Origin of the sequence: Streptomyces sp. NPDC005805 (assembly GCF_040630445.1) — a bacterium.
Lineage (GTDB): Bacteria > Actinomycetota > Actinomycetes > Streptomycetales > Streptomycetaceae > Streptomyces.
The window spans coordinates 86862-113581 of record NZ_JBEXXN010000021.1; the positions used below are offsets into that span (position 1 = coordinate 86862).

General features: G+C 72.7%; 26 protein-coding genes, 5 tRNA genes and 1 pseudogene. 11 read left to right on the forward strand and 21 right to left on the reverse strand.

What is annotated here, in order from left to right; all coding sequences use genetic code 11:
* Positions 1–11 precede the first annotated feature (11 nt).
* Positions 12–2222, reverse strand: coding sequence for an ATP-dependent DNA helicase RecG (gene recG / locus ABZ457_RS14710; protein WP_359157734.1), 2211 nt, complete (start codon positions 2220–2222; stop codon positions 12–14).
* Between the two features lie 26 nt (positions 2223–2248).
* Positions 2249–4147: a DAK2 domain-containing protein gene (locus ABZ457_RS14715; protein WP_359157789.1), complete on the reverse strand. Its 1899-nt coding sequence runs from the start codon at positions 4145–4147 to the stop codon at positions 2249–2251.
* Positions 4148–4409: 262 nt separating this feature from the next.
* Between ABZ457_RS14715 and rpmB the strand changes: the two genes are divergently transcribed.
* Positions 4410–4595 carry a 50S ribosomal protein L28 gene (gene rpmB, locus ABZ457_RS14720; protein WP_003957616.1) on the forward strand — a complete coding sequence of 62 codons (186 nt, stop codon included), beginning with the start codon at positions 4410–4412 and terminating at the stop codon, positions 4593–4595.
* 154 nt (positions 4596–4749) lie between these two features.
* Here the strand turns inward: rpmB and thiD are convergent, their stop codons facing one another.
* Both thiD and ABZ457_RS14730 read right to left on the reverse strand, forming a co-directional pair.
* The gene (thiD, locus tag ABZ457_RS14725; RefSeq protein ID WP_359157736.1) at positions 4750–5556 is read right to left on the reverse strand and encodes a bifunctional hydroxymethylpyrimidine kinase/phosphomethylpyrimidine kinase; all 807 of its coding nucleotides are present in this window, start codon (positions 5554–5556) and stop codon (positions 4750–4752) included.
* 102 nt (positions 5557–5658) lie between these two features.
* On the reverse strand, positions 5659–6633 hold the full coding sequence (locus tag ABZ457_RS14730; protein WP_359157738.1) for a thiamine-phosphate kinase: 975 nt from the start codon (positions 6631–6633) through the stop codon (positions 5659–5661).
* 257 nt (positions 6634–6890) lie between these two features.
* Here ABZ457_RS14730 and ABZ457_RS14735 point away from each other — a divergent pair, with 257 nt between their 5' ends.
* Positions 6891–7124 carry an Lrp/AsnC ligand binding domain-containing protein gene (locus ABZ457_RS14735; RefSeq protein ID WP_359157740.1) on the forward strand — a complete coding sequence of 78 codons (234 nt, stop codon included), beginning with the start codon at positions 6891–6893 and terminating at the stop codon, positions 7122–7124.
* Positions 7125–7377: 253 nt separating this feature from the next.
* On the opposite strand, the gene ABZ457_RS14740 is transcribed toward ABZ457_RS14735, so the two are convergent.
* From ABZ457_RS14740 to ABZ457_RS14750, 3 genes are read right to left on the reverse strand one after another with little or no spacing between them, the layout of a single operon-like run.
* Entirely contained in the window at positions 7378–8535 is a 1158-nt protein-coding gene (locus ABZ457_RS14740; protein ID WP_359157742.1) for a D-alanine--D-alanine ligase family protein, read from the reverse strand.
* 34 nt (positions 8536–8569) lie between these two features.
* Positions 8570–9580 carry an NAD(P)H-dependent glycerol-3-phosphate dehydrogenase gene (locus ABZ457_RS14745; protein WP_359157744.1) on the reverse strand — a complete coding sequence of 337 codons (1011 nt, stop codon included), beginning with the start codon at positions 9578–9580 and terminating at the stop codon, positions 8570–8572.
* Positions 9577–10329 carry a lysophospholipid acyltransferase family protein gene (locus ABZ457_RS14750; RefSeq protein WP_359157746.1) on the reverse strand — a complete coding sequence of 251 codons (753 nt, stop codon included), beginning with the start codon at positions 10327–10329 and terminating at the stop codon, positions 9577–9579. The genes ABZ457_RS14745 and ABZ457_RS14750 overlap by 4 nt, the downstream gene beginning before the upstream one ends.
* 138 nt (positions 10330–10467) lie before the next feature.
* Between ABZ457_RS14750 and cofC the strand changes: the two genes are divergently transcribed.
* Both cofC and ABZ457_RS14760 read left to right on the forward strand, forming a co-directional pair.
* Complete coding sequence (gene cofC, locus ABZ457_RS14755; protein WP_359157748.1) at positions 10468–11235, forward strand: 2-phospho-L-lactate guanylyltransferase; 768 nt, start codon at positions 10468–10470, stop codon at positions 11233–11235.
* A 72-nt stretch (positions 11236–11307) separates the two neighbouring features.
* Positions 11308–11511 carry a hypothetical protein gene (locus ABZ457_RS14760; RefSeq protein ID WP_359157750.1) on the forward strand — a complete coding sequence of 68 codons (204 nt, stop codon included), beginning with the start codon at positions 11308–11310 and terminating at the stop codon, positions 11509–11511.
* 107 nt (positions 11512–11618) lie between these two features.
* On the opposite strand, the gene ABZ457_RS14765 is transcribed toward ABZ457_RS14760, so the two are convergent.
* From ABZ457_RS14765 to leuC, 4 genes are all read right to left on the reverse strand, one after another.
* The gene (locus tag ABZ457_RS14765) at positions 11619–12266 is read right to left on the reverse strand and encodes an HU family DNA-binding protein (RefSeq protein WP_359157752.1); all 648 of its coding nucleotides are present in this window, start codon (positions 12264–12266) and stop codon (positions 11619–11621) included.
* A 145-nt stretch (positions 12267–12411) separates the two neighbouring features.
* Positions 12412–12639, reverse strand: coding sequence for a hypothetical protein (locus ABZ457_RS14770; RefSeq protein WP_359157754.1), 228 nt, complete (start codon positions 12637–12639; stop codon positions 12412–12414).
* Between the two features lie 104 nt (positions 12640–12743).
* Positions 12744–13337, reverse strand: coding sequence for a 3-isopropylmalate dehydratase small subunit (leuD, locus tag ABZ457_RS14775; protein ID WP_359157757.1), 594 nt, complete (start codon positions 13335–13337; stop codon positions 12744–12746).
* Between the two features lie 6 nt (positions 13338–13343).
* On the reverse strand, positions 13344–14774 hold the full coding sequence (leuC, locus tag ABZ457_RS14780; RefSeq protein ID WP_359157759.1) for a 3-isopropylmalate dehydratase large subunit: 1431 nt from the start codon (positions 14772–14774) through the stop codon (positions 13344–13346).
* A gap of 144 nt (positions 14775–14918) precedes the next feature.
* Here leuC and ndgR point away from each other — a divergent pair, with 144 nt between their 5' ends.
* Together ndgR and ABZ457_RS14790 are read left to right on the forward strand one after the other, a co-directional pair.
* Positions 14919–15635, forward strand: a complete 717-nt coding sequence (gene ndgR / locus ABZ457_RS14785) for an IclR family transcriptional regulator NdgR (protein WP_026278050.1) — start codon at positions 14919–14921, stop codon at positions 15633–15635.
* Between the two features lie 166 nt (positions 15636–15801).
* Positions 15802–16050, forward strand: coding sequence for an SCO4226 family nickel-binding protein (locus tag ABZ457_RS14790; RefSeq protein WP_359157762.1), 249 nt, complete (start codon positions 15802–15804; stop codon positions 16048–16050).
* A gap of 94 nt (positions 16051–16144) precedes the next feature.
* Here ABZ457_RS14790 and ABZ457_RS14795 read toward each other — a convergent pair whose 3' ends face one another.
* Positions 16145–16624: a DUF4188 domain-containing protein gene (locus tag ABZ457_RS14795; RefSeq protein WP_359157765.1), complete on the reverse strand. Its 480-nt coding sequence runs from the start codon at positions 16622–16624 to the stop codon at positions 16145–16147.
* A gap of 87 nt (positions 16625–16711) precedes the next feature.
* Between ABZ457_RS14795 and ABZ457_RS14800 the strand changes: the two genes are divergently transcribed.
* Positions 16712–17356 carry a MerR family transcriptional regulator gene (locus ABZ457_RS14800; RefSeq protein WP_359157767.1) on the forward strand — a complete coding sequence of 215 codons (645 nt, stop codon included), beginning with the start codon at positions 16712–16714 and terminating at the stop codon, positions 17354–17356.
* A 71-nt stretch (positions 17357–17427) separates the two neighbouring features.
* Here ABZ457_RS14800 and ABZ457_RS14805 read toward each other — a convergent pair.
* The 9 genes from ABZ457_RS14805 to ABZ457_RS14845 form a co-directional block, all read right to left on the reverse strand.
* Positions 17428–17500: transfer RNA gene (locus ABZ457_RS14805), tRNA-Glu, on the reverse strand.
* 27 nt (positions 17501–17527) lie between these two features.
* A tRNA-Gln gene (locus tag ABZ457_RS14810) sits at positions 17528–17599 on the reverse strand.
* 18 nt (positions 17600–17617) lie between these two features.
* Positions 17618–17693 (reverse strand) — tRNA-Glu (locus tag ABZ457_RS14815).
* 61 nt (positions 17694–17754) lie between these two features.
* Positions 17755–17827 (reverse strand) — tRNA-Glu (locus ABZ457_RS14820).
* Positions 17828–17848: 21 nt separating this feature from the next.
* Positions 17849–17920 (reverse strand) — tRNA-Gln (locus ABZ457_RS14825).
* A gap of 90 nt (positions 17921–18010) precedes the next feature.
* Positions 18011–18733: an HAD family hydrolase gene (locus ABZ457_RS14830; RefSeq protein WP_359157770.1), complete on the reverse strand. Its 723-nt coding sequence runs from the start codon at positions 18731–18733 to the stop codon at positions 18011–18013.
* Positions 18734–18856: 123 nt separating this feature from the next.
* Complete coding sequence (gltX, locus tag ABZ457_RS14835; protein ID WP_359157772.1) at positions 18857–20332, reverse strand: glutamate--tRNA ligase; 1476 nt, start codon at positions 20330–20332, stop codon at positions 18857–18859.
* Complete coding sequence (locus ABZ457_RS14840) at positions 20325–21098, reverse strand: fumarylacetoacetate hydrolase family protein (protein WP_359157774.1); 774 nt, start codon at positions 21096–21098, stop codon at positions 20325–20327. The genes gltX and ABZ457_RS14840 overlap by 8 nt, the downstream gene beginning before the upstream one ends.
* Before the next feature lie 178 nt (positions 21099–21276).
* Positions 21277–21462, reverse strand: coding sequence for a hypothetical protein (locus ABZ457_RS14845; RefSeq protein WP_359157776.1), 186 nt, complete (start codon positions 21460–21462; stop codon positions 21277–21279).
* A 602-nt stretch (positions 21463–22064) separates the two neighbouring features.
* Here ABZ457_RS14845 and ABZ457_RS14850 point away from each other — a divergent pair.
* The 4 genes and pseudogenes from ABZ457_RS14850 to ABZ457_RS14865 form a co-directional block, all read left to right on the forward strand.
* Positions 22065–25712: a nitrate- and nitrite sensing domain-containing protein gene (locus ABZ457_RS14850; protein ID WP_359157778.1), complete on the forward strand. Its 3648-nt coding sequence runs from the start codon at positions 22065–22067 to the stop codon at positions 25710–25712.
* Positions 25713–25721: 9 nt separating this feature from the next.
* The gene (locus tag ABZ457_RS14855) at positions 25722–26135 is read left to right on the forward strand and encodes a roadblock/LC7 domain-containing protein (RefSeq protein ID WP_037747490.1); all 414 of its coding nucleotides are present in this window, start codon (positions 25722–25724) and stop codon (positions 26133–26135) included.
* Positions 26136–26265: 130 nt separating this feature from the next.
* Positions 26266–26670, forward strand: coding sequence for a DUF742 domain-containing protein (locus ABZ457_RS14860; RefSeq protein WP_018850677.1), 405 nt, complete (start codon positions 26266–26268; stop codon positions 26668–26670).
* Positions 26651–26720: pseudogene (locus ABZ457_RS14865) on the forward strand (ATP-binding protein); the annotation flags it as partial. The gene ABZ457_RS14860 and the pseudogene ABZ457_RS14865, both read left to right, overlap by 20 nt.

Sequence of the window (26720 nt, forward strand, 5' to 3'; positions counted from 1 at the left end):
CGACCAGTGTCTCAGCCCTTGTCGAGGTACTGCTCCCGCTCCTTGTCGAGCAGGGCGTCCAGGGCGGTGCGCAGCCCGGGCAGGTGCTCCAGCTCCGGGTCCTCGCGGACGACGGCGACGGCCTCCTCCCGGGCCGCCGCGATGATCTCCTCGTCCTCGATGACGGCGAGCATCCGCAGCGAGGTGCGCACCCCGGACTGGGCCTGGCCGAGGACGTCGCCCTCGCGGCGCTGCTCCAGGTCGATACGGGAGAGTTCGAAGCCGTCCAGGGTGGCGGCGACCGCGCCGAGCCGGGCGCGGGCGGGGCTCGCCTCGGGCATCTCGGTGACCAGCAGGCACAGTCCGGGGGCGGAGCCGCGGCCGACCCGGCCGCGCAGCTGGTGGAGCTGGGAGACGCCGAACCGGTCCGCGTCCATGATGACCATGGCGGTGGCGTTGGGGACGTTGACGCCGACCTCGATGACGGTGGTGGCGACCAGCACATCCGTCTCGCCGGCGGCGAAGCGGCGCATCACCGCGTCCTTGTCGTCGGGCTGCATCCTGCCGTGCAGCACCTCGACGCGGAGGCCGGCGAGGGGGCCGCGGGTGAGCTGTTCGGCGACCTCCAGGACGGCGAGCGGCGGGCGCTTCTCGGCGTCGTCGGCGGCCGGGGAGGACGCGGGGGCCTTCTTCGCGGCGGCCTTCTTCTCGTCCTCCTCGTCGCCGATGCGGGGGCAGACCACGTACGCCTGGTGCCCGCTCTCGACCTCCTCCCGCACCCGTTCCCAGGCGCGGGCCAGGAAGTGGGGCTTGTCGGCGGCCGGGACGACATGGCTGGCGATGGGCGAGCGGCCGGCCGGGAGCTGGTCGAGGACCGAGGTCTCCAGGTCGCCGAAGACCGTCATGGCGACGGTGCGCGGGATGGGGGTGGCGGTCATGACCAGCAGGTGGGGCGGCTGCTTGCCCTTGGAGCGGAGGGCGTCGCGCTGCTCGACGCCGAAGCGGTGCTGTTCGTCGACGACGACCAGGCCGAGGTCGTGGAACTGGACCTTGTCCTCGATCAGGGCGTGGGTGCCGATGACGATGCCGGCCTCGCCCGTCACCAGGTCGAGCAGGGCCTGCCGGCGGGCGACGGCACCCATGGAGCCGGTCAGCAGCACGACCTTGGTGCCGTGCTCCGAGCCGCCGAGCAGTCCGGCCTCGGCGAGGTCGCCCATCATCTCGGTGATCGAGCGGTGGTGCTGCTGGGCCAGGACCTCGGTGGGCGCGAGCATCGCGGCCTGTCCGCCCGCGTCGACGACGGCGAGCATGGCGCGCAGCGCGACCATGGTCTTGCCGGAGCCCACCTCGCCCTGGAGGAGGCGGTGCATGGGGTGGGCCGTGGCGAGGTCGTCGAAGATCTCCTTGCTGACCGTGCGCTGGCCCTCGGTGAGGGTGAAGGGCAGCCGGGCGTCGAAGGCGGTGAGCAGGCCGTCCTCGGCGGGGACGCGGGGGACGGCGGGGAGCTGGGTGTCGGCGAACCGGCGGCGGGCCAGGGCGACCTGGAGGACGAACGCCTCGTCCCACTTGAGCCGTTCGCGGGCCCGCTCGATGTCGTCCTTGGTGCGCGGGCGGTGGATCAGGCGCAGCGCCTCGGGGAGGGTGACCATGCCGCGGCCCTCGCGCAGGGCGGCGGGGAGCGGGTCCACGGCGTCGGCGGCCCGGTCGAGGACGGCGTCGACGGCCTTGGAGATCTTCCAGGACTCCAGTTGCTTGCAGGCCGGGTAGATCGGGATGAGCCGCCCGGCGAAGGCGTCCACGGCGTCGGCGGCGGAGGCGTCGCCGGTCAGTGGTTCGTACGCCGGGTGGGAGAGCTGGAGCCGGCGGTTGAACATCGACACCTTGCCGGCGAACATCGCGCGGGTGCCGGGGAGCAGGTCCTTGTGCGGCTTGTGGACGCCCTTGCCGAAGAAGACCAGCTGGAGCCTGCCGTAGCCGTCGGTGATGGTCACCTCCAGCCGTCTGCCGCGGCCGCCGTTGAAGGTGTGCACCCGGGCGTCGGCGACCTGGGCGACGACGGTGACGTGTTCGTCGAGCGGGAGGTCGGCGAGGGAGGTCAGCTCGCCGCGCTCCGCGTACCGCCGCGGGTAGTGGTGCAGCAGGTCGCCGAGGGTGTGGAGGTCCAGATGCTCGGCCATCACCTTGGCGGTGGCGGCGCCGAGCGCGTTCTTGAGGGGTTCGTCGAGCGCGGGCACGCCCTCCATTGCACACCACACCGCCGACAGCGGGGTCATTCGACGCCGATGAGCAGCGGGGTGGGCCCGCCTCCCGGGTAGCTGACGGTGTCCACGGCCAGGTAGCCCTCGCGCACATGGTCCTCCAGCCGGGCGGCGAGCCCGTCGGGGGCCGGGTCGCCGAGGACCAGGGTGACGAGTTCGCCGCCGGAGGAGAGCATGCGGTCGAGGACGGCGGTGGCGGTGGCGGCGAGGTCCTCGCCGATGACGGCGACGTCCCCGTCGATCAGGCCGAGGACGTCACCGGCCTGGCAGACGCCTGCGGAGGTCCACGACTGGCGTTCGGCGACGGCGAGTTCGGCGTACCGGGTGGCGCCCGCGGCGGCGGTCATGGCGACCACGTCCTCGTCGAAGCTGCGGCCGGCCTCGTGCACGGCGAGGGCGGCGAGGCCCTGGACCGGGGAGCGGGTCGGGATGAGGGCGACGCGCACGCCCTCCGCGCGGGCCTGTTCGGCGGCCGCGGCGGCGGTGTGGCGCAGGGCGGGGTCGTTGGGCAGCAGGACGACCTCCCGGGCGTGGGCCCGGCGGATGGCGTCGACGAGTTCGCCGCTGGCGGGGGGTTCGCCGGGCCGGGTGGGCACAGCCGTCGCCCCGGCCTCGGCGCAGAGGGCGGGCAGCCCGTCCCCGGGCACGACGGCGACGACGGCGCGCTGCACCTGCTCGCGGGGCGGGGCGGTGTCGGAGGCGAAGTGGGTGATCCGGATGCGGTACGGGCGGCCGGCCTCCACGCCTGCCTCGACGGCCGCGCCGGCGTCGTCGACATGGACGTGGACGTTCCACAGCCCGTCGCCGCCGACGACGACGAGGGAGTCCCCGAGGGCGTCGAGCCGCTCCCGCAGCCGTGCGACGGGGGCCTCGTCCGCCTCCAGGAGGTAGATCACCTCGTAGGCGGGCCCTCCCTCGGCGCAGGGTTCGGGGACTTCGGGGGCACGGGTCACGGCGGCGGGCCGGGCCCGGCGGGGGGCGGCGGGCTCGGGGGCCTCTCCCGTCAGCGCCTCGACGAGCGCCCCGAGCACGGCAAGGAGCCCCCGCCCGCCCGCGTCCACCACCCCGGCCCGCCCGAGCACCGCGAGCTGCCCGGTCGTCGCGGGCAGCGCCTCCTTGGCCCCGGCCCACGCGGCCCGCGCGACCGCGCCGTCCCCGACGGCGGGTGCGGAACCGGGCCCCTCCGTCCCGGGCCCGGCGGACCGGTCCGGGCCGGAGGCGGCCGCGGACCCGGCGCGCCCCTCGGCGGCAAGGCCGGGCCCGGCGGCCCCCGCGTCGGGAGCGCCTGCCGGGCCGGCCTGGGCGGGCCCGGCAGGACCGGCGACGGATGCGTCCGACCCGGCCCCGGGTCCGGACGCGGCGGCAGCGGCGGGCGAGCCGGCCCCCGGGCCGGTGACGCCGTCCGCCTGGACGGTCACAGGCCCGGCGGCCCCCGCGTCGGGAGCGCCTGCCGGGCCGACGGGCCGCCCCGACGCACAGCGCCCCGCCGCCGTCGCCGCCGCGTCCGCGACCGTGAGGATCGTGCCCTCGACGGGGTGGGCGACCGCCTGGCGGGCCAGGGTCGCGGCGCGGGACAGGGCCGGGGCGAGGCCCGTGCCCGCCGCGAGGCGTTCGGACATACCGCGCAGCAGCTGCGCCAGGATCGTGCCGGAGTTCCCCCGGGCGCCCAGCAGCGCGCCGTGCGCCATCGCGCGGATCACGTCACCGAGCGCGGGCTCGGTGCGCCCGGTCTCGTGGGCGGCGAAGACCGCCTCCACCGCCTGGACCGCCGACTCGGCGGTCAGATAGAGGTTGGTGCCGGTGTCCCCGTCCGCGACGGGGTAGACGTTGATCGCGTCGATCTCCTCGCGCTCCCGGCCGAGGGCGTCCAGCGCGAGCGAACACCAGGCGCGCACCGCTGCGGCGTCCATCGTCTGCGGCACCTGGTGGTCCTCCTCGGTGGCGTACGGGCCGTGGGGGCGGCGGGCTGCACCGCAGCGTAGACCGGGTGCCGGTCCCGGGCCGGGGCGGGGGCCGGAGATCCCGTGGTAGTTTCGTATCTCCGAAGCAGCCGTTGTATGCTGCTCCGGTTGCCCGATGAGAATCGGGCCATTCCCCCGGCAAGCCACTCAGATCACTGATCCGGCACGCCGGATTTCACTGTAAGTGCATCTGAAGTCTTTGGAGTGACCCGTGGCTGCCAACTGCGACGTCTGCGGCAAGGGGCCGGGCTTCGGCAACAACATTTCGCACTCGCACCGCCGTACGTCCCGTCGCTGGAACCCGAACATCCAGCGCGTGCGTGCCGTGGTCGGTCGGACGCCGAAGCGGCTCAACGTCTGCACCTCGTGCATCAAGGCCGGCAAGGTCTCGCGCTAAGTGTTGCTCCCCCGCGTCAGCGGGGAAGCTCCCGCCGACGTCTCGTCGTAGCGCAGCCCCTGCGGTTGCCTTGAGAAGCCGGTCCACCTCGGTGGACCGGCTTCTTGCCGTACCCGGCCGGGGACGGCGGGAAGCCGGTGGGCAGCCCGCCGGCTCAGGCCCGCTGCCGCCAGCCGTGGTCCACCGGCCCGATCCCCGCCCCCAGGGCGAACCCGGCCGCGATCGCCCCGGTGACGTACTCCTTCGCCGCCCGTACCGCCTCCGGGACCGCCAGGCCCCGCGCGAGGCCCGCCGCGACGGCCGACGCCAGGGTGCAGCCCGTGCCGTGCGTATGGCGGTTGTCCAGCCGCGGGGCGCGCAGCCAGTGCTCCTCGGTGCCGTCGGTGAGCAGGTCCACCGCGTCGCCCGCGAGATGGCCGCCCTTGATCAGCGCCCAGCGCGGCCCGAAGTCCAGCACGGCCCGGGCAGCCTCCCGCATGCCGTCCTCGTCGTGCACCGTGATCCCGGTGAGCTGGGCGACCTCGTCCAGGTTCGGGGTGGCCACGGTGGCTGTCGGCAGCAGTTCCCGGCGCACCGAGTCCAGGGCGGAGGCGGCGAGCAGCGAATCGCCGTGCTTGGAGACGCCCACCGGGTCGACGACGACGGGGGCGTCCGTCGTGGCGAGCAGCCCGGCGACGGCGGAGACCAGGGCGGCGGAGGCGAGCATCCCGGTCTTCACCGCCTGGACGCCGATGTCGTCCACCACACTGCGGTACTGGGCCGTCACCGCCTCGACGGGCAGCTCCCACGCGCCCTGCACCCCGACGGAGTTCTGCGCGGTCACGGCGGTCAGCACGCTCATGCCGTGGACGCCGAGGGCGAGCATGGTCTTCAGGTCGGCCTGGATGCCTGCGCCGCCGCCGGAGTCGGAACCGGCGACGGTCAGCACACGCGGGGGCGGTGACAGCGGGGGTATCTGCATGCCGGTGAATCTACTGCCCGCCCCCGGCGCACCCCGGGGCCGCCCACCGCCCCCGCCGGACCGGGCCCGGACCCGGCTCACCGGGCGCGCCCGGCGGGGCGGTCAGCCCCGCCCGTCCTCGATGTCCCCGAAGTGGTCCCAGCCGCTCTTGCTGGTCCACGGGGCGCCGTCCACGGTCACCTGCGGCAGCGCGGAGGGGTTCAGCACCTCGCCGATGACCTTCCAGCGGGCGGGCAGCTTGGCGTCCGGCGGGAAGGTCGCCACGATCGCGTGGTCCTCTCCCCCGGTGAGCACCCACTGGATCGGGTCGACGCCCACGGCCTGGCCGATGTCGTTCATCTGGGTCGGGATGTCGATCAGCCCCGAACGCAGGTCGATCCGGACCTTGCTCGCCCGGGCGATGTGCCCCAGGTCGGCCACGAGCCCGTCGCTCACGTCGCACATCGCGGTGGCCCCGAGCCCGGCCGCGGCGGGCCCCGCGTGGTACGGCGGCTCGGGCCGGCGGTGGGCCTCGACGAAGGCGCGCGGCGAGCGGAAGCCGCGCGAGAGCACCGCGTGCCCGGCGGCGGACCAGCCGAGCCAGCCGGTGTACGCGACGACGTCCCCGGGCTGTGCCCCGGCCCGGGTGACCGGCTCGTGGTTGCGCAGGTCGCCGAGGGCCGTGATGGCGAGGGTGATCAGGTCGCCGCGCACCACGTCCCCGCCGACCACGGCCGCCCCGGCGACCTGGCACTCGTCGCGGATGCCGTCCATCAGCTCGGAGGCCCAGGTGACGGGCAGCTCGGCGGGGACCACCAGGCCCAGCAGCAGCGCCGTGGGGACCGCGCCCATGGCCGCGATGTCGGCGAGGTTCTGGGCGGCGGCCTTGCGGCCGACGTCGTAGGCGGTCGACCAGTCCCGGCGGAAGTGCCGGCCCTCCAGCAGGATGTCCGTGCTCGCCACGACCCGCCGGTCGGGGGCGGAGACGACCGCGGCGTCGTCGCCGGGCCCGATCCGCACCGCCGGGGTGGAGGTGAGCCGGGAGGTGAGCTGCTCGATGAGCCCGAACTCCCCCAACTCGCCCACAGTGCCCTTCACCGAGGTTCACCTCTCCATGCGTCGGTGGTACGCGGGGCTCCGGTCCGCGCCCGTCTGCTGCGGTCGCGGCCCCTCACCGCCCTCGGTACCGTCAAGAGAAACGTCAACTTCTGTTCTGTGTACGCCACACCGCGAGCGGCCCCGGCCGCGAGGGTCTCCCCGCGGCCCGCGGCGACGCGATACCGTGGCGACCCTTCTCCTTGGGATCTCTCCGCCGACGGCAGGGGGCGAGATCCTGCTGCCGCCCTGGAGGCTCCGTGGTACAGGCGTACATCCTCATCCAGACCGAAGTGGGCAAGGCGTCGGTGGTCGCCGAGACCATCAACTCCCTTCCCGGTGTGATCCAGGCCGAGGATGTGACCGGCCCCTACGACGTGATCGTGCGGGCGCAGGCCGACACGGTCGACGAGCTGGGACGCATGGTGGTCGCCAAGGTCCAGCAGGTGGACGGCATCACCCGCACCCTGACCTGCCCGGTCGTTCACCTGTAGGACCCCCTCGCCCCCGTCTGCGCTGTGCCGCGCCCGGCCGACGCGCTGCCGCGGTCGGTCGCGATCGTACTGCGCCGCGCGGTGGCCCGGTCCGGGCGGACAGGCCTCCCCGGGCGCGGGCCGTGCGCCCCGGGTCCGCTCACGCGTCCGGCCGGGCCCGTCGTCAGGACGGGCCCGGCCGCTTTCCTGTCCCCTCCAGCGGGCGCGGGCCGACAGGCGTGCTTCCCCCGGCCGGTCCCGGCGCGGGCCGGGCTCAGCGCAGGCCGGTCGGCCGGCGCAGTGCCGCCTGGATGAGCCGGTCCACCAGCTCGGTGTAGGGCACCCCGCTCTCCTGCCACATCCGCGGGTACATGCTGATCGGCGTGAAGCCGGGCATGGTGTTGATCTCGTTGATGACGAAGGTGCCGTCCTCGGTGAGGAAGAAGTCCGCGCGCACCAGGCCCTCGCAGGCCGCCGCCTCGAACGCGGCGACCGCGAGCCGCTGCACCTCGGCGGTCTCCTCCGCGCTCAGCGGGGCGGGCACCAGACCGGCGGCCGAATCGATGTACTTGGCCTCGAAGTCGTAGAACTCGTGGGCGGTGACGGGCGGGATCTCGGCGGGGACGCTGGCCCGGGGCCCGTCCTCGAACTCCAGCACACCGCACTCGATCTCGCGTCCGCGCAGCAGCGACTCGACCAGGATCTTGGGGTCGTGGCGCTGCGCCTCGGCGACGGCCTCGTCCAGCCCGGCCAGGTCGTCGACCTTGGTGATGCCCATGGACGAGCCGCCGCGGGCGGGCTTCACGAAGAGCGGCCAGCCGTGCTCGCCCGCGAAGTCCACGATCTTCTTCCGGGCGGCCGCCGGGTCCCGGTCCCACTCGCGCGGCCGGATCACCACGTACGGCCCGACGGGCAGGCCGAAGGAGGTGAAGACGCGCTTCATGTACTCCTTGTCCTGGCCGACGGCCGAGGAGAGCACACCCGAGCCGACGTACGGCACCCCGGAGAGCTCCAGCAGCCCCTGGAGGGTGCCGTCCTCCCCGTACGGGCCGTGCAGCATCGGGAAGACGACGTCGACCTCGCCCAGCGCCTTGGGCACGGAGCCCGGTTCGCTGTAGACGACCTCGCGGCTGCCGGGGTCGACGGAGAGCACCACGCCGCCCTCGGTGGACTCGGCCAGTTCCTCGACGCTGGGCGTGCGCCGTCCGGTGATCGCCATCCGCTCGGGCTCGTCGGCGGTGAGCGCCCAGCGCCCGTCGGCGGTGATACCGATGGGCAGCACGTCGTACTTGGACCGGTCGATGGCCCGCAGGACGGCGCCGGCCGTGACCACGGAGATCCCGTGTTCGGAGCTGCGGCCCCCGAAGACGACGGCTACGCGCGGCTTGCGGAGCTGCTGCTCGGGGCTCTGGGGGAGGTTCTCGGTGCTCATATCGCGATGAGCGTACCTGCTGGTACCCCGGGCGTCAGCGCCGCTCGGACTTGGCGGCCCGGGACATCAGCTCCTTGAGCGCGACGACCGGCGGCTTCCCCTCGTGGACGATCCCGACGACGGTCTCGGTGATGGGCATGTCGACGCCGTGCCGGCGGGCCAGGTCGAGCACCGACTCACAGGACTTGACGCCCTCGGCGGTCTGCCGGGTGACCGCGATGGTCTCCTGGAGGGTCATGCCCCGGCCGAGGTTGGTGCCGAAGGTGTGGTTCCGGGAGAGCGGGGAGGAGCAGGTGGCCACCAGGTCGCCGAGGCCCGCGAGTCCGGAGAAGGTCAGCGGGTCGGCGCCCATGGCGAGTCCGAGGCGGGTGGTCTCGGCGAGGCCGCGGGTGATGAGGGAGCCCTTGGCGTTGTCGCCGAGCCCCATCCCGTCGGCGATACCGACGGCCAGCCCGATGACGTTCTTGACGGCGCCGCCCAGTTCGCAGCCGACCACGTCGGTGTTGGTGTAGGGGCGGAAGTACGGGGTGTGGCAGGCGGCCTGGAGGCGCCGGGCGACGTCCTCGTCGGTGCACGCGACCACGGCGGCGGCGGGCATCCGGGAGGCGATCTCCTTGGCCAGGTTGGGCCCGGTGACCACGGCGACCCGCTCGGCGGTGACGCCGGCGACCTCCGCGACCACCTCGCTCATCCGCTTGGCGGTGCCGAGTTCGACGCCCTTCATCAGGGAGACGAGCACGGTGTCGGGGGCGAGCAGGGGCGCCCAGCCGGCGAGGTTGCCGCGCAGGGTCTGCGAGGGGACCGCGAGGACGGTGAAGTCGGCGCCGTCCAGGGCCTCGGCGGCGTCGGTGGTGGCGCGGAGGTTCTTGGGGAGTTCGATCCCGGGCAGGTAGTCGGGGTTGGTACGGGTGGTGTTGACGGCCTCGGCGAGTTCGCCGCGCCGCCCCCACAGCACGACCTCGCAGCCGGCGTCCGCGAGGACCATGCCGAACGCGGTGCCCCACGAGCCCGTTCCGAGGACTGCCGCCTTGACGGGCCGGTTCACTTCGCTTCCTCCCCGGCGCCGTTGCGGCGCAGCTCGGCGCGGGCTTCGCGCAGGTCGTACGGCCTCTCGGGGGCCTTCTCGCCGCGGATCTCCTCCAGCTGGCGGGTGATCGCGGCCATGATCTCCTCGGTCGCCGCCTTGAGGACCTCGGGCGTGGGCTCCTGCCCGTAGTAGTGGCTGAGGTCCACCGGTGGACCGGCCTGCACCTGGAGGGTCTTGCGGGGGAAGAGACGGACCTTCTTCTCCTTGGCGTACGGCGGCATCGCCAGGTTGGCGCCCCACTGGGCGACGGGGATGACGGGCGCCTTCGTCTGGAGCGCGGCCCGTGCCACACCGGTCTTGGCGGTCATCGGCCACATACCGGGGTCGCGGGTGAGGGTGCCCTCGGGGTAGAAGGCGACGCACTCGCCGTGTTCGACCGCGTCGACGGCGGCGCGGAAGGCGCCGACGGCGTTGGAGGACTCGCGGAACACGGGGATCTGGCCGGTGCCGCGCAGCAGCAGGCCCACCCCGGGGGTCTTGAAGAGCACGGCCTTCGCGAGGAAGCGGGGCATCCGTCCGCTGTTGTACTGGAAGTGCCCGTAGGAGAACATGTCCAGATACGAGTTGTGGTTGATGGCGGTGATGAATCCGCCTTCGGCCGGAATGTTCTCCATTCCCCGCCAGTCCCGCTTGAACAGAAGCAACAGCGGCGGCTTTGCGATGACCGCGGCCAGGCGGTACCAGAAGCCGATTCTACGGCGGGACACTCGGACACCTTCCTCTACGACCGGGCCACGGCCCGGCTGCTGGGGGTCAAGTGTCGCCCCAGGCCCCTGGTCTGTCGAGGACACCGTACGCCCAGGGCGCACCCCCGGGTCCCGGACCCTTCCGCGTTCCGGGCGAGAATGGGGCCGACGCGCACGGAGGGAGGGCTCGCCACGGACACCGACACGCACTTCGGCTGGTCCCTCGTCGTGCCGCTGAAGCCGCTCGCGCGGGCCAAGAGCAGGCTGGCGGACGCCGCCGGCGCGGAACTGCGCCCCCGTCTCGCCCTGGCGTTCGCCCAGGACACGGTGGCCGCGGCACTGGACTGCCCGCTGGTGCGCGATGTGGTGGTCGTCACGGACGATCACACGGCCGGTGCCGCGTTGTCCGCGCTGGGCGCGCGGATCGTGCCGGACGCCCCGGCGGCCGGCCTGGACGCGGCGCTGGCGCACGGCGCGGCGAGCGTCCGGGCGCTGCGCCCCGGAGCGGCGGTGGCGACGCTGAACGCGGATCTCCCGGCATTGCGCCCGCGGGAATTGGCCCGGGTACTCGGTGCGGCATCGGTATTGGGGCGGGCATTTCTGGCGGATGCGGCGGGAATCGGCACGACAATGCTGTGCGCACTGCCGGGGGTCGAATTGCGTCCCGCATTCGGGGGGCCTTCGCGCCGCCGCCATTTGGCGTCCGGGGCGGTGGAAATCGTTCTCGACGGCGTCGATTCGGTGCGCCGGGACGTGGACACGGGAGCGGATCTGGCGGCGGCGCTGGCGCTCGGGGTGGGGCCGCGTACGGCCGCACGGGCGGCGGCGCTGCGGCTGCCGGGCGCGCGTGATCCGCGTGCCCCCGGGGCGGCCGCGCGCGAGGTCCGGGCGCGGGGGCCCCAGGCGCGGGAGCCGGACCCCGCCTGAACCGGCGTTCGCGGGGCGTTCACGCGGCGGGCGGCGGGCGGCGGGCGGCGGGCGGCGGCATAGTCTGGGCGCATGCAGGCGACCTCGTACACCTACGACCCCGACACCCGCTGCGGCAGTGTGCTGCTCGACGACGGGACCCCGGTCGCGTTCGACGCCGACGCGTTCGACGCCGGCGGCCTGCGGCTGCTGCGGTCCGGCCAGCGGGTGCGGATCGAGACCGAGGGGTCGGGCGCGGAACTGCGCATCACCCTGGTGACGCTCCAGACCTTCTGACCCCTCCCCCACCTCCCCGCGACGCCGCCGTCCGCGGACATGCCGCGGGCCGGTCTCCCCGAGGAGACCGGCCCGGCGTGTGGGTGGCTGGGAGGGACCGGGGCCGCCTACTTCCGGCGGGCGGTGGTCTTCTTGGCGGCGGTCTTGCGAGCCGTCGCCTTCTTGGCCGGGGCCTTCTTGGCGGTGGTCTTCTTGGCGGGCGCGGTCTTCTTGGCGGTGGTCTTCTTGGCCGCCGTCTTCGCCGTGGTCGACTTCTTCGCCGCCGTCTTCTTGGCGGTGGTCGCCTTCTTGGCGGTGGTCTTGGCCGCCGTGGTCTTCTTCGCCGCCGTCTTCTTGGCGGTGGTCGCCTTCTTGGCGGCGGTCTTGCGGGCGGTGGCCTTCTTGGCCGCGGCCTTGGCCGTCGTCCGGGTGGAGGAGCCGCCCGAGAGGCTGCCCTTGGGCGCCTTCTTGACGGAGACCTCGCCGCCCTTGGGGAGCTTCTTCGAGCCGCTGACCAGGTCCTTGAAGCCCTGACCGGCACGGAAGCGCGGGACGGACGTCTTCTTGACCCGGACGCGCTCGCCCGTCTGCGGGTTGCGGGCGTAACGAGCGGGGCGCTCGACCTTCTCGAACGACCCGAAGCCGGTGACCGAGACCCGGTCTCCTCCGACAACCGCCCGGACGATCGCGTCCAGCACCGCGTCGACAGCGTCAGCGGCCTGCTGGCGGCCGCCGAGCTTGTCGGCAATCGCTTCTACGAGCTGCGCCTTGTTCACGTCTTCCCCTTCGGAGACATTGGGCCGGAACGATTGCGTCCAGGCTTTTTCGCACGTTAGGCAGATATATACCGCAAATCAAACACGAAACGGGCTAATCACCCTAGTGCCGCAACGAAGTCGGCCGTGGCGGAGAGTTCTGCGGTCAGTCACCTCGAGGGAATCGGCCCTCGTCGAGGTCCTTCATCAACTGGTCCAGACGCCTTGCCGCATCCGGGAGATCGTGCTTTGCCGCCGCCGTCACGACGAGCAGCTTCCGGGACAGCGCCATCCTCACGCCCTCCGGTACGTGCAGTGCGCGCACTCGCGAGTGCGCTTCCTTCAGTCGGGCCGCGACCGCCTCGTAGAGCTCGAGTTGGCTGTCACGTTCCATGCACCGATTGTGCCATCTGGGGCGAGTTGTCGCCCGACAGGGTCTCAACAAGCGACTGCGCCCCCCACCGGGCGGTGGGGGGCGCAGTACGGGAAAGCCGCTGATCAGACCTGAATCGTCCGCGGTTTGAAGGAGGGACGGGCGGCCTCGTAGGCCGCGATGTCCGGTTCGTTCTGAAGGGTGAGGCTGATGTCGTCGAGACCGTTCAGCAGCCGCCAGCGGGCGTTCTCGTCGAGCTCGAAGTCGGCGTCGACGCCCGGGGCGAGTACCTTGCGCTGCTCCAGGTCCACGGTGATCTCGACCTCGGGGTCGGCCTCGGTCAGCTCCCACAGCCGGTCCACGACCGCCTGGTCGAGGACCACCGTCAGGAGGCCGTTCTTGAGGGAGTTGCCGCGGAAGATGTCGGCGAAGCGGGCCGAGATCACGGTCTTGAAGCCGTAGTTCTGCAGGGCCCAGACCGCGTGCTCGCGGGAGGAGCCGGTGCCGAAGTCGGGTCCGGCGACCAGGACCGAGGCGCCCCGGCGCTCGGGGCGGTTGAGCACGAACTCGGGGTCCTTGCGCCAGGCCTCGAACAGACCGTCCTCGAAGCCGTCGCGGGTGACCTTCTTCAGCCAGTGCGCGGGGATGATCTGGTCGGTGTCGACGTTGCTGCGGCGCAGCGGGACGGCACGGCCGGTGTGCGTGGTGAAGGCTTCCATGGTTCCTCAGACCCCCGCGGGAGTGGAGACGTCGGCGTCGGACAGGTCGGCCGGGGAGGCCAGGTGGCCGAGGACCGCGGTGGCGGCGGCGACCTGCGGGGAGACCAGGTGGGTGCGTCCGCCCTTGCCCTGCCGGCCCTCGAAGTTGCGGTTGGAGGTGGACGCGGAGCGCTCACCGGGGGCCAGTTGGTCGGGGTTCATGCCCAGACACATGGAGCAGCCGGCGTGGCGCCATTCGGCTCCGGCGTCCTTGAAGACCTTGTCCAGGCCCTCCTCCACGGCCTGGAGGGCGACCCGCACCGAGCCGGGGACCACCAGCATCCGCACGCCGTCGGCGACTTTGCGGCCGCCGATGACGGAGGCGACCGAGCGCAGGTCCTCGATGCGGCCGTTGGTGCAGGAGCCTACGAAGACGGTGTCGACCCTGATGTCCCGCAGCGGCTGCCCGGCGGTCAACCCCATGTACTCCAGGGCCTTTTCGGCGGCCAGGCGCTCCGAGGCGTCCTCGTACGAAGCGGGGTCGGGGACGTCGGCGCCCAGCGGCGCGCCCTGGCCCGGGTTGGTGCCCCAGGTGACGAACGGGGAGAGTTCGGCGGCGTCGATGAACACCTCGGCGTCGAAGACGGCGTCGTCGTCGGTGCGCAGGGTGCGCCAGTAGGCGACGGCCTCGTCCCAGTCCTTGCCGCGGGGGGCGTGGTCGCGGCCCTGGAGGTAGGCGAAGGTGGTGTCGTCCGGGGCGATCATGCCCGCGCGGGCGCCGGCCTCGATCGACATGTTGCAGATGGTCATCCGGGCCTCCATCGACAGCTTCTCGATGGCGGAGCCGCGGTACTCCAGGATGTAGCCCTGGCCGCCGCCGGTGCCGATCCTGGCGATGATCGCCAGGATCAGGTCCTTGGCGGTGACGCCGTCGGGCAGTTCGCCCTCGACCGTGATGGCCATGGTCTTCGGGCGGGCCATCGGCAGGGTCTGGGTGGCCAGCACGTGCTCCACCTGGGAGGTGCCGATGCCGAAGGCCAGCGCGCCGAACGCGCCGTGGGTGGAGGTGTGGGAGTCGCCGCAGACCACGGTGGTGCCGGGCTGGGTCAGTCCGAGCTGCGGTCCGACCACGTGCACGACGCCCTGCTCCACATCGCCCAGCGGGTGCAGGCGCACGCCGAACTCGGCGCAGTTCTTGCGCAGGGTCTCCAGCTGGGCGCGGGAGACCGGGTCGGCGATGGGCTTGTCGATGTCGAGGGTCGGGGTGTTGTGGTCCTCGGTGGCGATGGTGAGGTCCAGGCGGCGCACCTGCCGGCCGCCGAGACGCAGGCCGTCGAACGCCTGGGGGCTGGTCACCTCGTGCAGCAGGTGCAGATCGATGAAGAGGAGGTCGGGCTCGCCCTCGGCGTGCCGGACGACATGGTCGTCCCAGACCTTCTCCGCGAGTGTCCTACCCATCGCTTTCCCTCCGGCCGACTGTGCCGCCGACGCAACTAGAGATCGTGTGCGGTGCCCGTTGGTCCGCGGGCCGCACCTACAGCGTGACAAGTTCCATGGAAAATTGAACTTGCGTTTCACAGAGTGAGACGTGAGTATCGTTGCATGGACAACTCTAGCGGCGTGGGTGTTCTCGACAAGGCGGCCCTTGTCCTGAGCGCCCTGGAGTCCGGCCCGGCCACCCTCGCGGGGCTGGTCGCGGCCACCGGACTCGCACGACCCACGGCCCACCGGCTGGCCGTGGCACTGGAACACCACCGTATGGTGGCGCGGGACATGCAGGGCCGGTTCATCCTCGGCCCGCGGCTGGCGGAGCTCGCCGCCGCGGCGGGCGAGGACCGGCTGCTGGCCACGGCCGGGCCCGTGCTGACCCACCTGCGGGACGTGACGGGCGAGAGCGCGCAGCTCTACCGCCGGCAGGGCGACATGCGCATCTGCGTGGCCGCCGCCGAGCGGCTGTCCGGACTGCGGGACACGGTGCCCGTGGGCTCCACGCTCACCATGAAGGCGGGCTCCTCGGCCCAGATCCTGATGGCCTGGGAGGAGCCCGAGCGTCTGCACCGCGGCCTCCAGGGCGCGCGCTTCACCGCGACCGCGCTCTCGGGTGTGCGGCGGCGCGGCTGGGCCCAGTCGATCGGCGAGCGGGAGCCGGGCGTGGCCTCGGTCTCCGCGCCGGTGCGCGGCCCGTCGAACCGGGTGGTCGCGGCCGTCTCGGTCTCCGGACCGATCGAGCGGCTGACCCGCCACCCGGGCCGGATGCACGCCCAGGCGGTCATCGACGCGGCGGCCCGCCTCAGCGAGGCCCTGCGCCGCTCCGGCTGATCCCGCTTCCCGCCTCACGCCTCACCCGTCCGTGACCGGCCGGCCCCTTCAACGCCGCAGGGGCCGGCCGTCGGCGTTCCCCTGGGCGCTCCCGGGGCGCGGATGTCCGCGCGGAGGCCCGGGTGCAGCATGGAAGTACCTGCCGACCGATGGAGGTGCAGGAGCGATGGCCGAGTTCATGGACGTACACCGCGGCATGAAGGGCATCACGGACGACCAGTTGATGGAGGCGCACCGCGCGGACCTCGCGATCGAGGGCGAGGAGGGCGTGCACTTCAAGCACGCCTGGGCGGATCCCGAGTCGGGGACGGTCTACTGCCTCTCCGAGGGGCCGTCCGCGGACGCCGTGCAGCGCGTCCACCAGCGCGCCGGACACCCGGCGGACGAGATCCACGCGGTGCCGGTCGCGGTGTGACCGCGGCGGCGCGCAAACCGCCGGGCCCGTCACGGGCGGGGGCCCCGCCGACCGGCGGGGCCCCTGCCCGTCAGCCCGCCGGGCCGGGCCCGTCTCAGACCCGCAGCCGGTCCCGCGCCTGGACGCCGTCGCCCAGCGGGACCGCGCCGTACGCCCGGCCCAGGCCGGACGGCGGCATGTCCCCGTAGATCGACTCGTACGCGCCCGCCGGGACCACATAGGTCTCGTGCCACATGCCCACATGCCCGCCGCCCTTGCGGACAAGGCGGTTGACCCTCCCCCACCACGGGCGGTGCAGGCGGTCGGGCGCGGCCGCGTAGGCGAGGAGCCGCTCCTTGGACTCCCAGTACTGGACGACGCAGTACGTCCGCGGGGAGCCGGTCAGCATCAGGTGGTGGAGCATCCCGAGGGACCGGTCCCGGGCGAGCTCCCGGAGCATCATCGGCATGGCGAGGAGCACGGGCAGCCAGCGGTGCACCGCCCAGAAGTGATTGATCCGCATGCCGATCAGGAAGACCACGGCCTCCCCTTCGGCGGCGGTCGTGGTCCGGCCGGGCAGTACCTTCGCGCGCATCGGAGCCCCCTCGATGTCCTCGCAGCATTGGATAGTGCCACTCTCCTGATGAGATAGCGCCACTATCCAAGAAAGGTCACAAGGGATTTGCGCCTGAAGGAACTGAGCGAACGCAGCGGTGTCCCCACCGCGACGATCAAGTACTACCTGCGGGAGCGGCTGTTGCCGCCCGGCCGGCGGGTCACCGCCACCCAGGCCGAGTACGACGAGTCCCACCTGCGTCGGCTGCGCCTGGTGCGGGCGATGATCCAGGTCGGCCGGGTGCCGGTGGCCACCGTCCGGGAGGTTCTCGGGCATGTCGACGACGAATCCCTCGGGCTCACCGCCCGGCTCGGCGCGGCTACCTGGGCGCTGCCCCAGCCGCCCGGGGCGGACGAGGGCGACGAGGAGTCCGCCGCGGCGCGGGCCGAGTTGGACCGGCTGCTGACGGAGCTGGGCTGGGAGACCGCCCGCGAGATCGGGGACCTCTCCCCCGTCTACCGGGGGCTGGTCGCCTCGCTCGCCGGCCTCGACCGGCTCGGCTTCCCACTGACGGTCACCGAACTGGCGCCGTACGCACGGCAGATGGAGGCGATCGCGACACACGACATGGATCTGCTGGACACGCATCCGGCGGAGGCGGAGCAGGTGGAGGCGGCCGTGGTGGCGGCGGTGCTGTACGACCCGCTGCTGCTGGGGCTCCGGCGGCTGGCGCAGGAGGTGGAGTCGGCCCGGCGGTACGGCCTGGAGTGAGCCGGCGGGAGCCGCGGGCGGACGCGGAAACGCCGGAGGGGCCCTTCTGCTGAAGGGCCCCTCCGGACTCGTACCCCCGACCGGATTCGAACCGGCGCTACCGCCTTGAGAGGGCGGCGTGCTAGGCCGCTACACAACGGGGGCGAGATCATGATCCCTTGCGGGGATCCGCTGGCCTACCTGGACTCGAACCAAGACTAACTGAACCAGAATCAGTCGTGCTGCCAATTACACCATAGGCCACTGGTGGTCTAGACCAGCTGGTACCCCCGACCGGATTCGAACCGGCGCTACCGCCTTGAGAGGGCGGCGTGCTAGGCCGCTACACAACGGGGGCCCTGGCGATCCTGCATCAAGGTCATCGGGAGCGACCCTGATGACCTCGCGAGAAGGATCTGTACCCCCGACCGGATTCGAACCGGCGCTACTGCCTTGAGAGGGCAGCGTGCTAGGCCGCTACACAACGGGGGCTTTGCAGATGAGCTCTGCGAGCTGGCCTACCTGGACTCGAACCAAGACTAACTGAACCAGAATCAGTCGTGCTGCCAATTACACCATAGGCCACCAAAACGCAACCCCCGGTGGGGATCTTGTTCGGGTTTACGCTTCCGGTTCCGGGCTTTTCGGCCCGCTCCCCTTGGCGCAGGAAGAACATTACCCGAAGGTGGACGACGCTCCAAAACGGGTATCCCCGCGCAGCAGAGGGGCCAGCTGGTCCAGGCCGGTGATCCGGGTGAGCTCGGGCCGGCCGCCCAGCCCGGCGCGGTCGAGCCACACCCCGGTCAGGCCCGCCTCGGCGGCACCCCGGGCGTCGATGTCCGGCTGGTCACCGACGTAGGCGACCTCCTGAGGGCGCAGGCCGAGGATCTCGCAGGCGGCGAGGAACGCCCGGGCCTCGGGCTTGTGGACGCCCATGTCGATCGCGCAGACCACGGCCTCGAACCGGTCCCGCACCCCGAGGGCGCGGAGCTTGCGCTCCTGGTTGGCCAGGCTGGAGTTGGAGAGGACGGCGTGACGGTAGTCACCCGCGAGGAGGTCCAGCGCGGGCAGGGTGTCGGGGAACAGGGCCCAGGCGGCCTCGTAGTGGACGAGGTGGCGGCCGAACCAGTCGTCGGCCTCGGCGTCGGTCATGGCCGGGCGCCCCAGGAAGTCGCGCACCCGGTCGCGGCGCTGGCCCTGGAAGTCGGTGAGCCCCCGCGCGACCCGGGCCCAGTGCACCTCGGTGATCCGCTTCCACGCGGCGAGCGCCTCGCCGACGTCCCGGTACGCGTCGGGCAGGCCCTCCCCGGCCAGGTGGGCGCTCATGCCGGCGCGGTCGGCGCCCGCGTAGTCGAAGATCGTGTCGTCGATGTCCCACAGGACCGCGCGGATGGGCATGGGGCCGAGGGTACGCGGCGAGGGGCCGGGCCCGGGACGCGCGGAGGGGCCGCCCCGGCGGTACGGGACGGCCCCTCGCAGCGGACGGCCGCGCGGCTGTGCGCGGCTGTGCGGCTTGAGCGGCTACGCGGCGAGCTTCGCCAGGGCCGCGTCGATCCGGGTCAGGGACGTCTCCTTGCCCAGGATCTCCAGGGACTCGAAGAGCGGCAGGCCGACCGTGCGGCCGGTGACGGCGACGCGGACCGGGGCCTGGGCCTTGCCCAGCTTGAGGCCGTGGGCCTCGCCGGCGGCCAGGACCGCGTTCTTCAGCGACTCGGGGTCGCTCCAGTCGGCCGCCGCCAGGTTGGCGCGGGCGGTGGTGAGCAGCGGAGCGGGCTCGCCCTTCATCGCCTTGGTCCAGGACGCCTCGTCCTCGACCGGCTCGTCGCGGAAGAGGAAGTCGACGTTGGCGGTGATGTCGGAGAGGACGGTCAGCCGGGTCTGGGCGTGCGGGGCGATGGCCTCCCACTTGGCCCGGTCGAAGTTCTCCGGGGCCCAGTTGGCGTGCGGGGCCGTGAGCCAGGGCTCGCAGGCCTCGGCGAAGGTCTTCACGTCGAGCATGCGGATGTGGTCCGCGTTGATCGACTCGGCCTTCTTCAGGTCGAAGCGGGCCGGGTTGGCGTTGACGTCGGCGACGTCGAACTTCTCGATCATCTCGGGGATCGTGAAGACGTCCTGGTCGGCGGAGAAGGACCAGCCGAGCAGGGAGAGGTAGTTGAGCAGGCCCTCGGGGAGGAAGCCGCGCTCCCGGTAGAGGTTGAGGGAGGACTGCGGGTCGCGCTTGGAGAGCTTCTTGTTGCCCTCGCCCATCACGTACGGCAGGTGGCCGAAGGCGGGGATCTCCTTGGCCAGGCCCAGCTCGATCAGCGCCTTGTAGAGGGCGATCTGGCGGGGGGTGGAGGAGAGCAGGTCCTCGCCGCGCAGGACGTGGGTGATCTCCATCAGGGCGTCGTCGACCGGGTTCACCAGGGTGTACAGCGGGGCGCCGTTGGCGCGCACGATGCCGTAGTCCGGGACGTTGTCCGGGGTGAAGGTCAGCTCGCCGCGCACCAGGTCGGTGAAGGTGATCGGCTCGTCGGGCATCCGGAAGCGGACGATCGACTCGCGGCCCTCGGCCTCGAAGGCCGCGCGCTGCTCGGCGGTCAGCTCGCGGCACTGCCCGTCGTAGCCGGACGGCCGGCCGGCGGCGCGGGCGGCGTCGCGGCGGGCCTCCAGCTCCAGGGCGGTGCAGTAGCAGCGGTAGGCGTGGCCGGCGTCGAGCAGCTTGGCGGCGACGTCGCGGTAGACGTCCATCCGCTGGGACTGGCGGTAGGGGGCGTGCGGGCCGCCCTTCTCCGGGCCCTCGTCCCAGTCGAGGCCGAGCCAGCGCAGCGAGTCCAGGAGCTGCTGGTACGACTCCTCCGAGTCGCGGGCCGCGTCGGTGTCCTCGATGCGGAAGACCATGGTGCCGCCGGTGTGCCGGGCGTAGGCCCAGTTGAACAGGGCGGTGCGGACCAGGCCCACATGGGGGTTGCCGGTCGGCGAGGGACAGAAACGGACGCGGACGTCTGCGTTAGCCACGCTTGATCACCTTGTTGGTGAGAGTGCCGATGCCTTCGATGGTGACGGCGACCTCGTCGCCGACGTTGAGCGGGCCCACCCCCGCGGGGGTGCCCGTGAGGACGACGTCGCCGGGGAGCAGCGTCATCGCCTCGGTGATGTGCACGATCAGGTCCTCGACGGAGCGGACCATCTCGCTGGTGCGCCCGAGCTGGCGCTGTTCGCCGTTGACCGTGCACTGGATGACGGCGTCGGCCGGGTCGAAGTCCGTCTCGACCCAGGGGCCGAGCGGGCAGGAGGTGTCGAAGCCCTTGGCCCGGGCCCACTGCTTCTCGCGCTGCTGGGCGTCGCGCGCGGTGACGTCGTTGGCGCAGGTGTAGCCGAGGACCACGTCCTTGACGCGCTCGCGCGGGACCTCGCGGCACATCCGACCGATGACGACGGCGAGCTCGGCCTCGTGGTGGAGCTCCTGGGAGAACGAGGGGTACTCGATGGCGTCGCCGTCGCCGATGACCGAGGTGGTCGGCTTGAAGAAGGCGACGGGCACCTCGGGGACCTCGTGGCCCAGCTCGGCCGCGTGGTCCGCGTAGTTGCGGCCGATGGCCACGACCTTGTTGGGCAGCACGGGCGGCAGGAGCCGGACCTTTCTCAGCGGGACCTTGGTGCCCGAGAGCTCGAAGTCGGCGTACGGGATGCCCTTGATGATGTCGAGGAGGAGGCCGTCGGGGCCGTCCTCGACCGCGCCGAAGGCGACATTGCCGTCGATGGAGAACCTGGCGATGCGCACGGGATGCTGTCGCCCCTCATTTCTGCGTGCTCACGGAGCCGGCCGGGTGCTCGCTGAGCGGGCCGGAGACTGACGCTCCAGGCTAACCGCCGCAGGGGGCCGTCCGGTGTCCGGACAGCACGGTGCCCGGGTACGGGACCCGGGCACGGTGGGGACTGCGGAAGCTTCGGGGCCGTCGTCAGGCCGACACGTCGGAGACCGGGGCGTCCATGAGGACGGTGCGGCGGGGGTTCGCGGTCTGCGTGGGAAGATCGGCCGAGTGCTCCGGCAGTTCCGGCGTCTGCAGCTCCTGCGCCCCGTTCAGATGGGCGAGGGTGGTGCGGCGGGGGTTGGCGGTGCTGCGGGACGTCATGGTCGTCTTCATCGGTGGTTTCAGACCTTGTCGGCGTAGGGACGCTCACGGGGAGCGTGGTTGACGGGGTGGCCATCCTTGTAAAGCGTCAGGCTAAACATCGGATTCCCATGGAATGCCAGAGGAACTCAAGGATCATCATGTGAGTTTGCTCACGGAGACACCGACAATACGGTCACACCGGACCGCACTACTCGGTCACGGGAACGGACATTCCGCCACTGAACCCTCCATTCCGCTCCTGATCATCGCGACTGGGACACCCCCTACCCGTACGGGACTCGTACCGTAACGTCCGTTTTCTCCGCGATCACTTTCTACGGCTCGTGACGCGATGCTCACAAAGTGTCACTCAGGTCACAGCCCGGTACACGGGCCTTGTTGGAGATCCGGCACTGTGCTGGAATTCCACGCACCGCCGCTGGTTCGACCGGCGCGCAAGGGCGCAACGCAGCGCCGAGCGGCGGCGGGAAAGGGGGAGAAGCGCCGGTCACTCACGACCACCAGGGGCTCGATCGATGCCCCGAGACGCCGACACCGTCCCGCCGCACTGCGGAGGGACGCCTGGTCCAGAGGTTGCGACGCTAGTGCAGGGACGTTTCAAGAGGGATGGCATGGGGCGTCCCCAGGCCCGTCAGGGCCAAGGGGAAGCTGCAGCGGAACAGGAGCAGCGCGGCAACGCCGACCGCGGCTCCTCGCCCCAGCACACCCACAACCAGGGACCGGCCACGTCCGGCGACAACGGTGACCGCGCCCGCCCCGGGGCATCGGGCACCGCTTCCGACGGTGCGAAGGGGACCTCCGCCACGGGCGGTTCCTCCCCCTCCGGCACCGGTTCGCGAATAGCCCTCCGCAACTGGCGCATCAGCACGCGCCTGGTGTCTCTCCTCACCCTGCCCGTCGTCGCGGCGACCACGCTGGGCGGACTCCGTATCCAGGAGTCCATGGACGACATGAAGCAGCTCGACCACATGCAGCTGCTCACGGAGATGACCCGGGCCGCCACCGACCTCGCGCAGGCGCTCCAGTCCGAGCGCGACCTGTCGGCCGGCCCCCTCTCCAACGGCTCCGCCGTCACCGACTTCAAGGTCTCCGGTCCCCGCACCGAGACCGACCGCGCCCGGGACGCCTTCCTCGACACCACGCTCGACATCCCCAACACGGATGACGACGAGACGCTCGAGAGCATCCGCGCCAACGCCAACCAGATCGCCGTCCAGGTCAAGAGCCTCGCCAAGATCCGCGAGTCGGCCTACGAGTCGGGCACCCCGACCTCGCAGACGGTGGAGTCGTACAGCCGCCTGATCGAGTCGCTGCTCAGCCTCTCCCAGGACATGGCCCAGGCGACCAGCAACCCGGACATGATCAAGCGCACGCGTGCGCTGGCGGCGTTCTCGTCCGCCAAGGAGTACGCGTCGATCCAGCGCGCGATCATCGCCGCGGCCCTGCCCGGCGGCGCCGACGCCAAGGCCCCGGGCCTCAAGGAGACCGACCGCCTCTACGGCAAGGCCGCCGTGGAGAACGGCGACTCCGAGCTCAAGGCGTTCAAGGCCCTCTACGAGTCCACCGGCGGCGACGCCGAGGACCTCACCGCGGCCCTCGACGGCGGCAGCAACCCGACCATCGCGGCCTCCGAGCTGTACGCCAAGCGCGTCCTCGACAACCAGGACAGCTTCAGGAAGCGCCCGCTGCGCTCGCACCTGGACTGGACCGACGACTACTCGGTCCGCATCAACGCCATGAAGCAGATCGAGTTCACGCTGCTCGGCGAGATGGAGGCCAAGGCCCGCGAGCTGCGCGAGGAGTCCCAGCGCGACGCGATCATCAACGGTGCGCTGATCCTCGTCGTCCTCGGTGTGTCCCTCGTCGGCGCCTTCGTCGTCGCCCGGTCCATGATCCGCTCGCTGCGCCGGCTCCAGGACACGGCCACCAAGGTCGCCCAGGACCGGCTGCCCGAGCTGGTCAAGCAGCTCTCCGAGTCGGACCCGCAGGACGTCGACACCTCCGTCGAGTCCGTCGGTGTGCACTCCCGGGACGAGATCGGCCAGGTGGCCGCGGCCTTCGACGACGTGCACCGCGAGGCGGTCCGCCTCGCCGCCGAGCAGGCCCTGCTGCGGGGCAACGTCAACGCGATGTTCACCAACCTCTCGCGCCGGTCCCAGGGCCTCATCCAGCGTCAGCTCTCGCTCATCTCCGAACTGGAGTCCCGCGAGGCCGACCCGGACCAGCTCTCCTCGCTGTTCAAGCTGGACCACCTCGCGACGCGTATGCGCCGGAACGGCGAGAACCTCCTCGTCCTCGCGGGCGAGGAGCCCGGCCGCCGCTGGACCCGCCCGGTCCCGCTGGTCGACGTCCTGCGCGCCGCCGCGTCCGAGGTGGAGCAGTACGAGCGCATCGAACTGGCGGCGGTCCCCGCGACCGAGGTCGCCGGCCGCGTCGTCAACGACCTCGTGCACCTCCTCGCCGAGCTGCTGGAGAACGCGACCTCGTTCTCCTCCCCGCAGACCAAGGTCCGGGTCACCGGTCACGCGCTGCCCGACGGCCGGGTGCTGGTCGAGATCCACGACACCGGCATCGGCCTCTCCCCCGAGGACCTGGCCGCGATCAACGAGCGGCTCGCCTCGCCGCCCACCGTGGACGTCTCGGTCTCGCGCCGCATGGGTCTGTTCGTGGTCGGCCGCCTGTCCCTGCGGCACGGCATCCGCATCCAGCTCCGGCCCTCCGACTCCGGCGGCACCACCGCGCTGGTCATGCTCCCCGTCGACGTCGCCCAGGGCGGCAAGAAGGCGCCCGGCAAGCCCGGCCCCGGCGGCCAGGGCGGTCCCGGTGGCGGAGCCTCCGGCGGCGGCGCCGGTGCGGCCATCGCCGGCCGCGCGGCGGCCCAGGCCGGTGGCGGCAGCCGTCCGGGCGGCGCCCCGGCGGGCGGCGGCGGTCTGCTGGGCGCGGGCGCGCCCCGCGGACAGGTCGGCGCCGGCAGCGGTGGCGGACAGCGTCCGGCCCTCCCGGGCCGCGACGGCGGCCCGCAGCAGGGTCCCCGCGGCGGCCAGCAGGGCCCCGGCGGCGCTCCCCAGCAGGGCCAGGGCGGCGACGCCTTCGGCGCGGGCCGCGGCCAGGGCGCCCCGGCGCCCGCGCGGGCCGAGTCCGCCCCGGCGGGCTTCCGTCAGGGCGCTCCGGCCGGCGGCGACCGCGGACGGCAGCTGCCGCCCACCGGCGGGCCCCGGGCCGAGCTGCCGGGCAGCGGCCCCCGCCGTCCCGACGAGCAGCGCCCGCAGCGTCCCGGCACCACGAGCTGGGGCAACGGGCAGGGCGGCGCTCCGCAGCAGCCGCGCCGTCCGGACGCCCCGCGCGGCCACGAGGACCACGACACCTCCCGCGGCGCCGGTGCCACGGCCGAGTTCCCCCGTCCGGACCTCGGCTCCCCCGCCGGCGGTCAGACGGGCCAGTACACCCGTCCCGATGTGTACGGCACCCCGGGCGACGCCTCCACCACGGGCCAGTTCGCCCGGCCCGAGGCGCCCGCGCCCCGCCACCACGGCCAGGACCCGGCCTCGACGGGCCAGTTCGCCCGCCCCACGCAGCCGCCGGCGCAGGACCCGGCCGCCACGGCCCAGTTCGCGCGCCCCGACTACCGGGTGCCGCCGCAGCCGGCCCCGCAGCAGCACGGCCACGACGCGGGCTTCGCCCCGCAGCGTTCCGCCGCGCCGCTGCCCGCTCCTCAGCAGCCCGAGGCCCTGCCTCCGGCGTCCGGCCCGGGGGACGGCCGCACGCCGCTGTACGACACGCTGGAGACCAACTGGTTCCGCGGCGGACAGGGTGGCGGGCAGGGCGGTGGCCAGCCCGGCGGTCAGGGCGGCGAGGACCGTCCCGCCGACCGCCTGCCGGAGCGTTCCGCCCCGCAGGCCCCCCGCGCCACGCCTCCGGCCGCTCCGGCGGGCCCGGGCGGCGGAGCGGGCTCCGCGACGAACGGCGCCGGCTGGCGCACGTCGCCCAACGACGAGCTGGTGCGGCAGGCCGAGCGGGTGCGCAAGCCCGCCGCGGGCGGCATCACCACCTCGGGTCTGCCCCGCCGGGTCCCGCGTGCCAACCTGGTGCCGGGGACCGCGCAGGAGCAGAACCACCAGTCCGGCCCCCAGGTCTCGCGTGCCCCGGACGACGTCCGCGGGCGGCTCACCAACCTGCGCCGCGGCATCCAGCAGGGCAGGCAGCAGAACAGCACAACCGGCAGCTTCAACGTCGGCCCCACTCACCAGCAGGAGCGTTAGTTGAGCCAGATGAGCCAGGCGGCGCAGAATCTGAACTGGTTGATCACCAACTTCGTGGACAACACCCCCGGGGTGTCGCACACGGTGGTGGTCTCCGCCGACGGACTCCTGCTGGCCATGTCCGAGGGCTTCCCGCGGGACCGCGCCGACCAACTGGCGGCCGTGGCTTCCGGGCTGACCTCGCTCACGGCGGGGGCGTCCCGGATCTTCGAGGGGGGCCAGGTGAGCCAGACGGTCGTGGAGATGGAGCGGGGGTTCCTGTTCCTGATGTCCGTGTCCGACGGCTCCTCACTGGCCGTGCTCGCGCACCCCGAGTGCGACATCGGCCTGGTGGGCTACGAGATGGCCCTCCTGGTGGACCGCGCGGGCAGTGTCCTCACCCCGGATCTGCGCGCCGAGCTCCAGGGAAGCCTCCTGCACTGACCGGTGCCCCCACGCACCGGCCGGGCAGCGCCGCCCACCGCAACGACACAACCGAACGGCCGCCCCAAGGCCCCCCACCGGCCCCATCAGACGGCACAGCCGACCACTTGCTGTCACGCCCGGAGGATTCATGACCCCGCCCCCCGCCTCTCACGATCCGTACGGCGCGTCAGTCGACGCGTACGGGGACGAGGGCGACCAGCCGCTGGTCCGTCCGTACGCGATGACCGGCGGCCGGACCCGGCCGCGCTACCAGCTCGCGATAGAGGCGCTGGTCAGCACCACCGCGGACCCGTCCGTCCTGGGCGGGCTCCTGCCGGAGCACCAGCGGATCTGCCATCTGTGCCGCGAGGTCAAGTCGGTGGCCGAGATCTCGGCGCTGCTGTCGATGCCGCTGGGTGTGGCGCGGATCCTCGTCGCCGACCTGGCGGAGGCCGGCATGGTGGCGATCCACCAGCCGGGCAACGGAGAGGCCGGCGGCACGCCGGATGTGACACTGCTCGAAAGGGTGCTCAGTGGACTTCGCAAGCTCTAGCGGCGGTGCAGCCCGCTCAACCACCAGCGCGAAGATCGTGGTGGCGGGCG

Excerpts from the sequence above, each read along its gene's own strand:
- leuC (WP_359157759.1), bottom strand. The coding sequence starts at position 14,774 with ATGGGTAGGACACTCGCGGAGAAGGTCTGGGACGACCATGTCGTCCGG.
- ABZ457_RS14855 (WP_037747490.1), top strand. The coding sequence starts at position 25,722 with ATGAGCCAGGCGGCGCAGAATCTGAACTGGTTGATCACCAACTTCGTG.
- ABZ457_RS14760 (WP_359157750.1), top strand. The coding sequence starts at position 11,308 with ATGCAGGCGACCTCGTACACCTACGACCCCGACACCCGCTGCGGCAGT.
- ABZ457_RS14845 (WP_359157776.1), bottom strand. The coding sequence starts at position 21,462 with ATGAAGACGACCATGACGTCCCGCAGCACCGCCAACCCCCGCCGCACC.
- thiD (WP_359157736.1), bottom strand. The coding sequence starts at position 5,556 with ATGCAGATACCCCCGCTGTCACCGCCCCCGCGTGTGCTGACCGTCGCC.
- ABZ457_RS14850 (WP_359157778.1), top strand. The coding sequence starts at position 22,065 with ATGGGGCGTCCCCAGGCCCGTCAGGGCCAAGGGGAAGCTGCAGCGGAA.
- ABZ457_RS14860 (WP_018850677.1), top strand. The coding sequence starts at position 26,266 with ATGACCCCGCCCCCCGCCTCTCACGATCCGTACGGCGCGTCAGTCGAC.
- ABZ457_RS14770 (WP_359157754.1), bottom strand. The coding sequence starts at position 12,639 with ATGGAACGTGACAGCCAACTCGAGCTCTACGAGGCGGTCGCGGCCCGA.
- ABZ457_RS14790 (WP_359157762.1), top strand. The coding sequence starts at position 15,802 with ATGGCCGAGTTCATGGACGTACACCGCGGCATGAAGGGCATCACGGAC.
- cofC (WP_359157748.1), top strand. The coding sequence starts at position 10,468 with ATGGGGCCGACGCGCACGGAGGGAGGGCTCGCCACGGACACCGACACG.
- leuD (WP_359157757.1), bottom strand. The coding sequence starts at position 13,337 with ATGGAAGCCTTCACCACGCACACCGGCCGTGCCGTCCCGCTGCGCCGC.
- ndgR (WP_026278050.1), top strand. The coding sequence starts at position 14,919 with ATGGACAACTCTAGCGGCGTGGGTGTTCTCGACAAGGCGGCCCTTGTC.
- recG (WP_359157734.1), bottom strand. The coding sequence starts at position 2,222 with ATGGAGGGCGTGCCCGCGCTCGACGAACCCCTCAAGAACGCGCTCGGC.
- ABZ457_RS14830 (WP_359157770.1), bottom strand. The coding sequence starts at position 18,733 with ATGCCCATCCGCGCGGTCCTGTGGGACATCGACGACACGATCTTCGAC.
- ABZ457_RS14715 (WP_359157789.1), bottom strand. The coding sequence starts at position 4,147 with ATGGACGCCGCAGCGGTGCGCGCCTGGTGTTCGCTCGCGCTGGACGCC.
- ABZ457_RS14795 (WP_359157765.1), bottom strand. The coding sequence starts at position 16,624 with ATGCGCGCGAAGGTACTGCCCGGCCGGACCACGACCGCCGCCGAAGGG.
- ABZ457_RS14740 (WP_359157742.1), bottom strand. The coding sequence starts at position 8,535 with ATGAGCACCGAGAACCTCCCCCAGAGCCCCGAGCAGCAGCTCCGCAAG.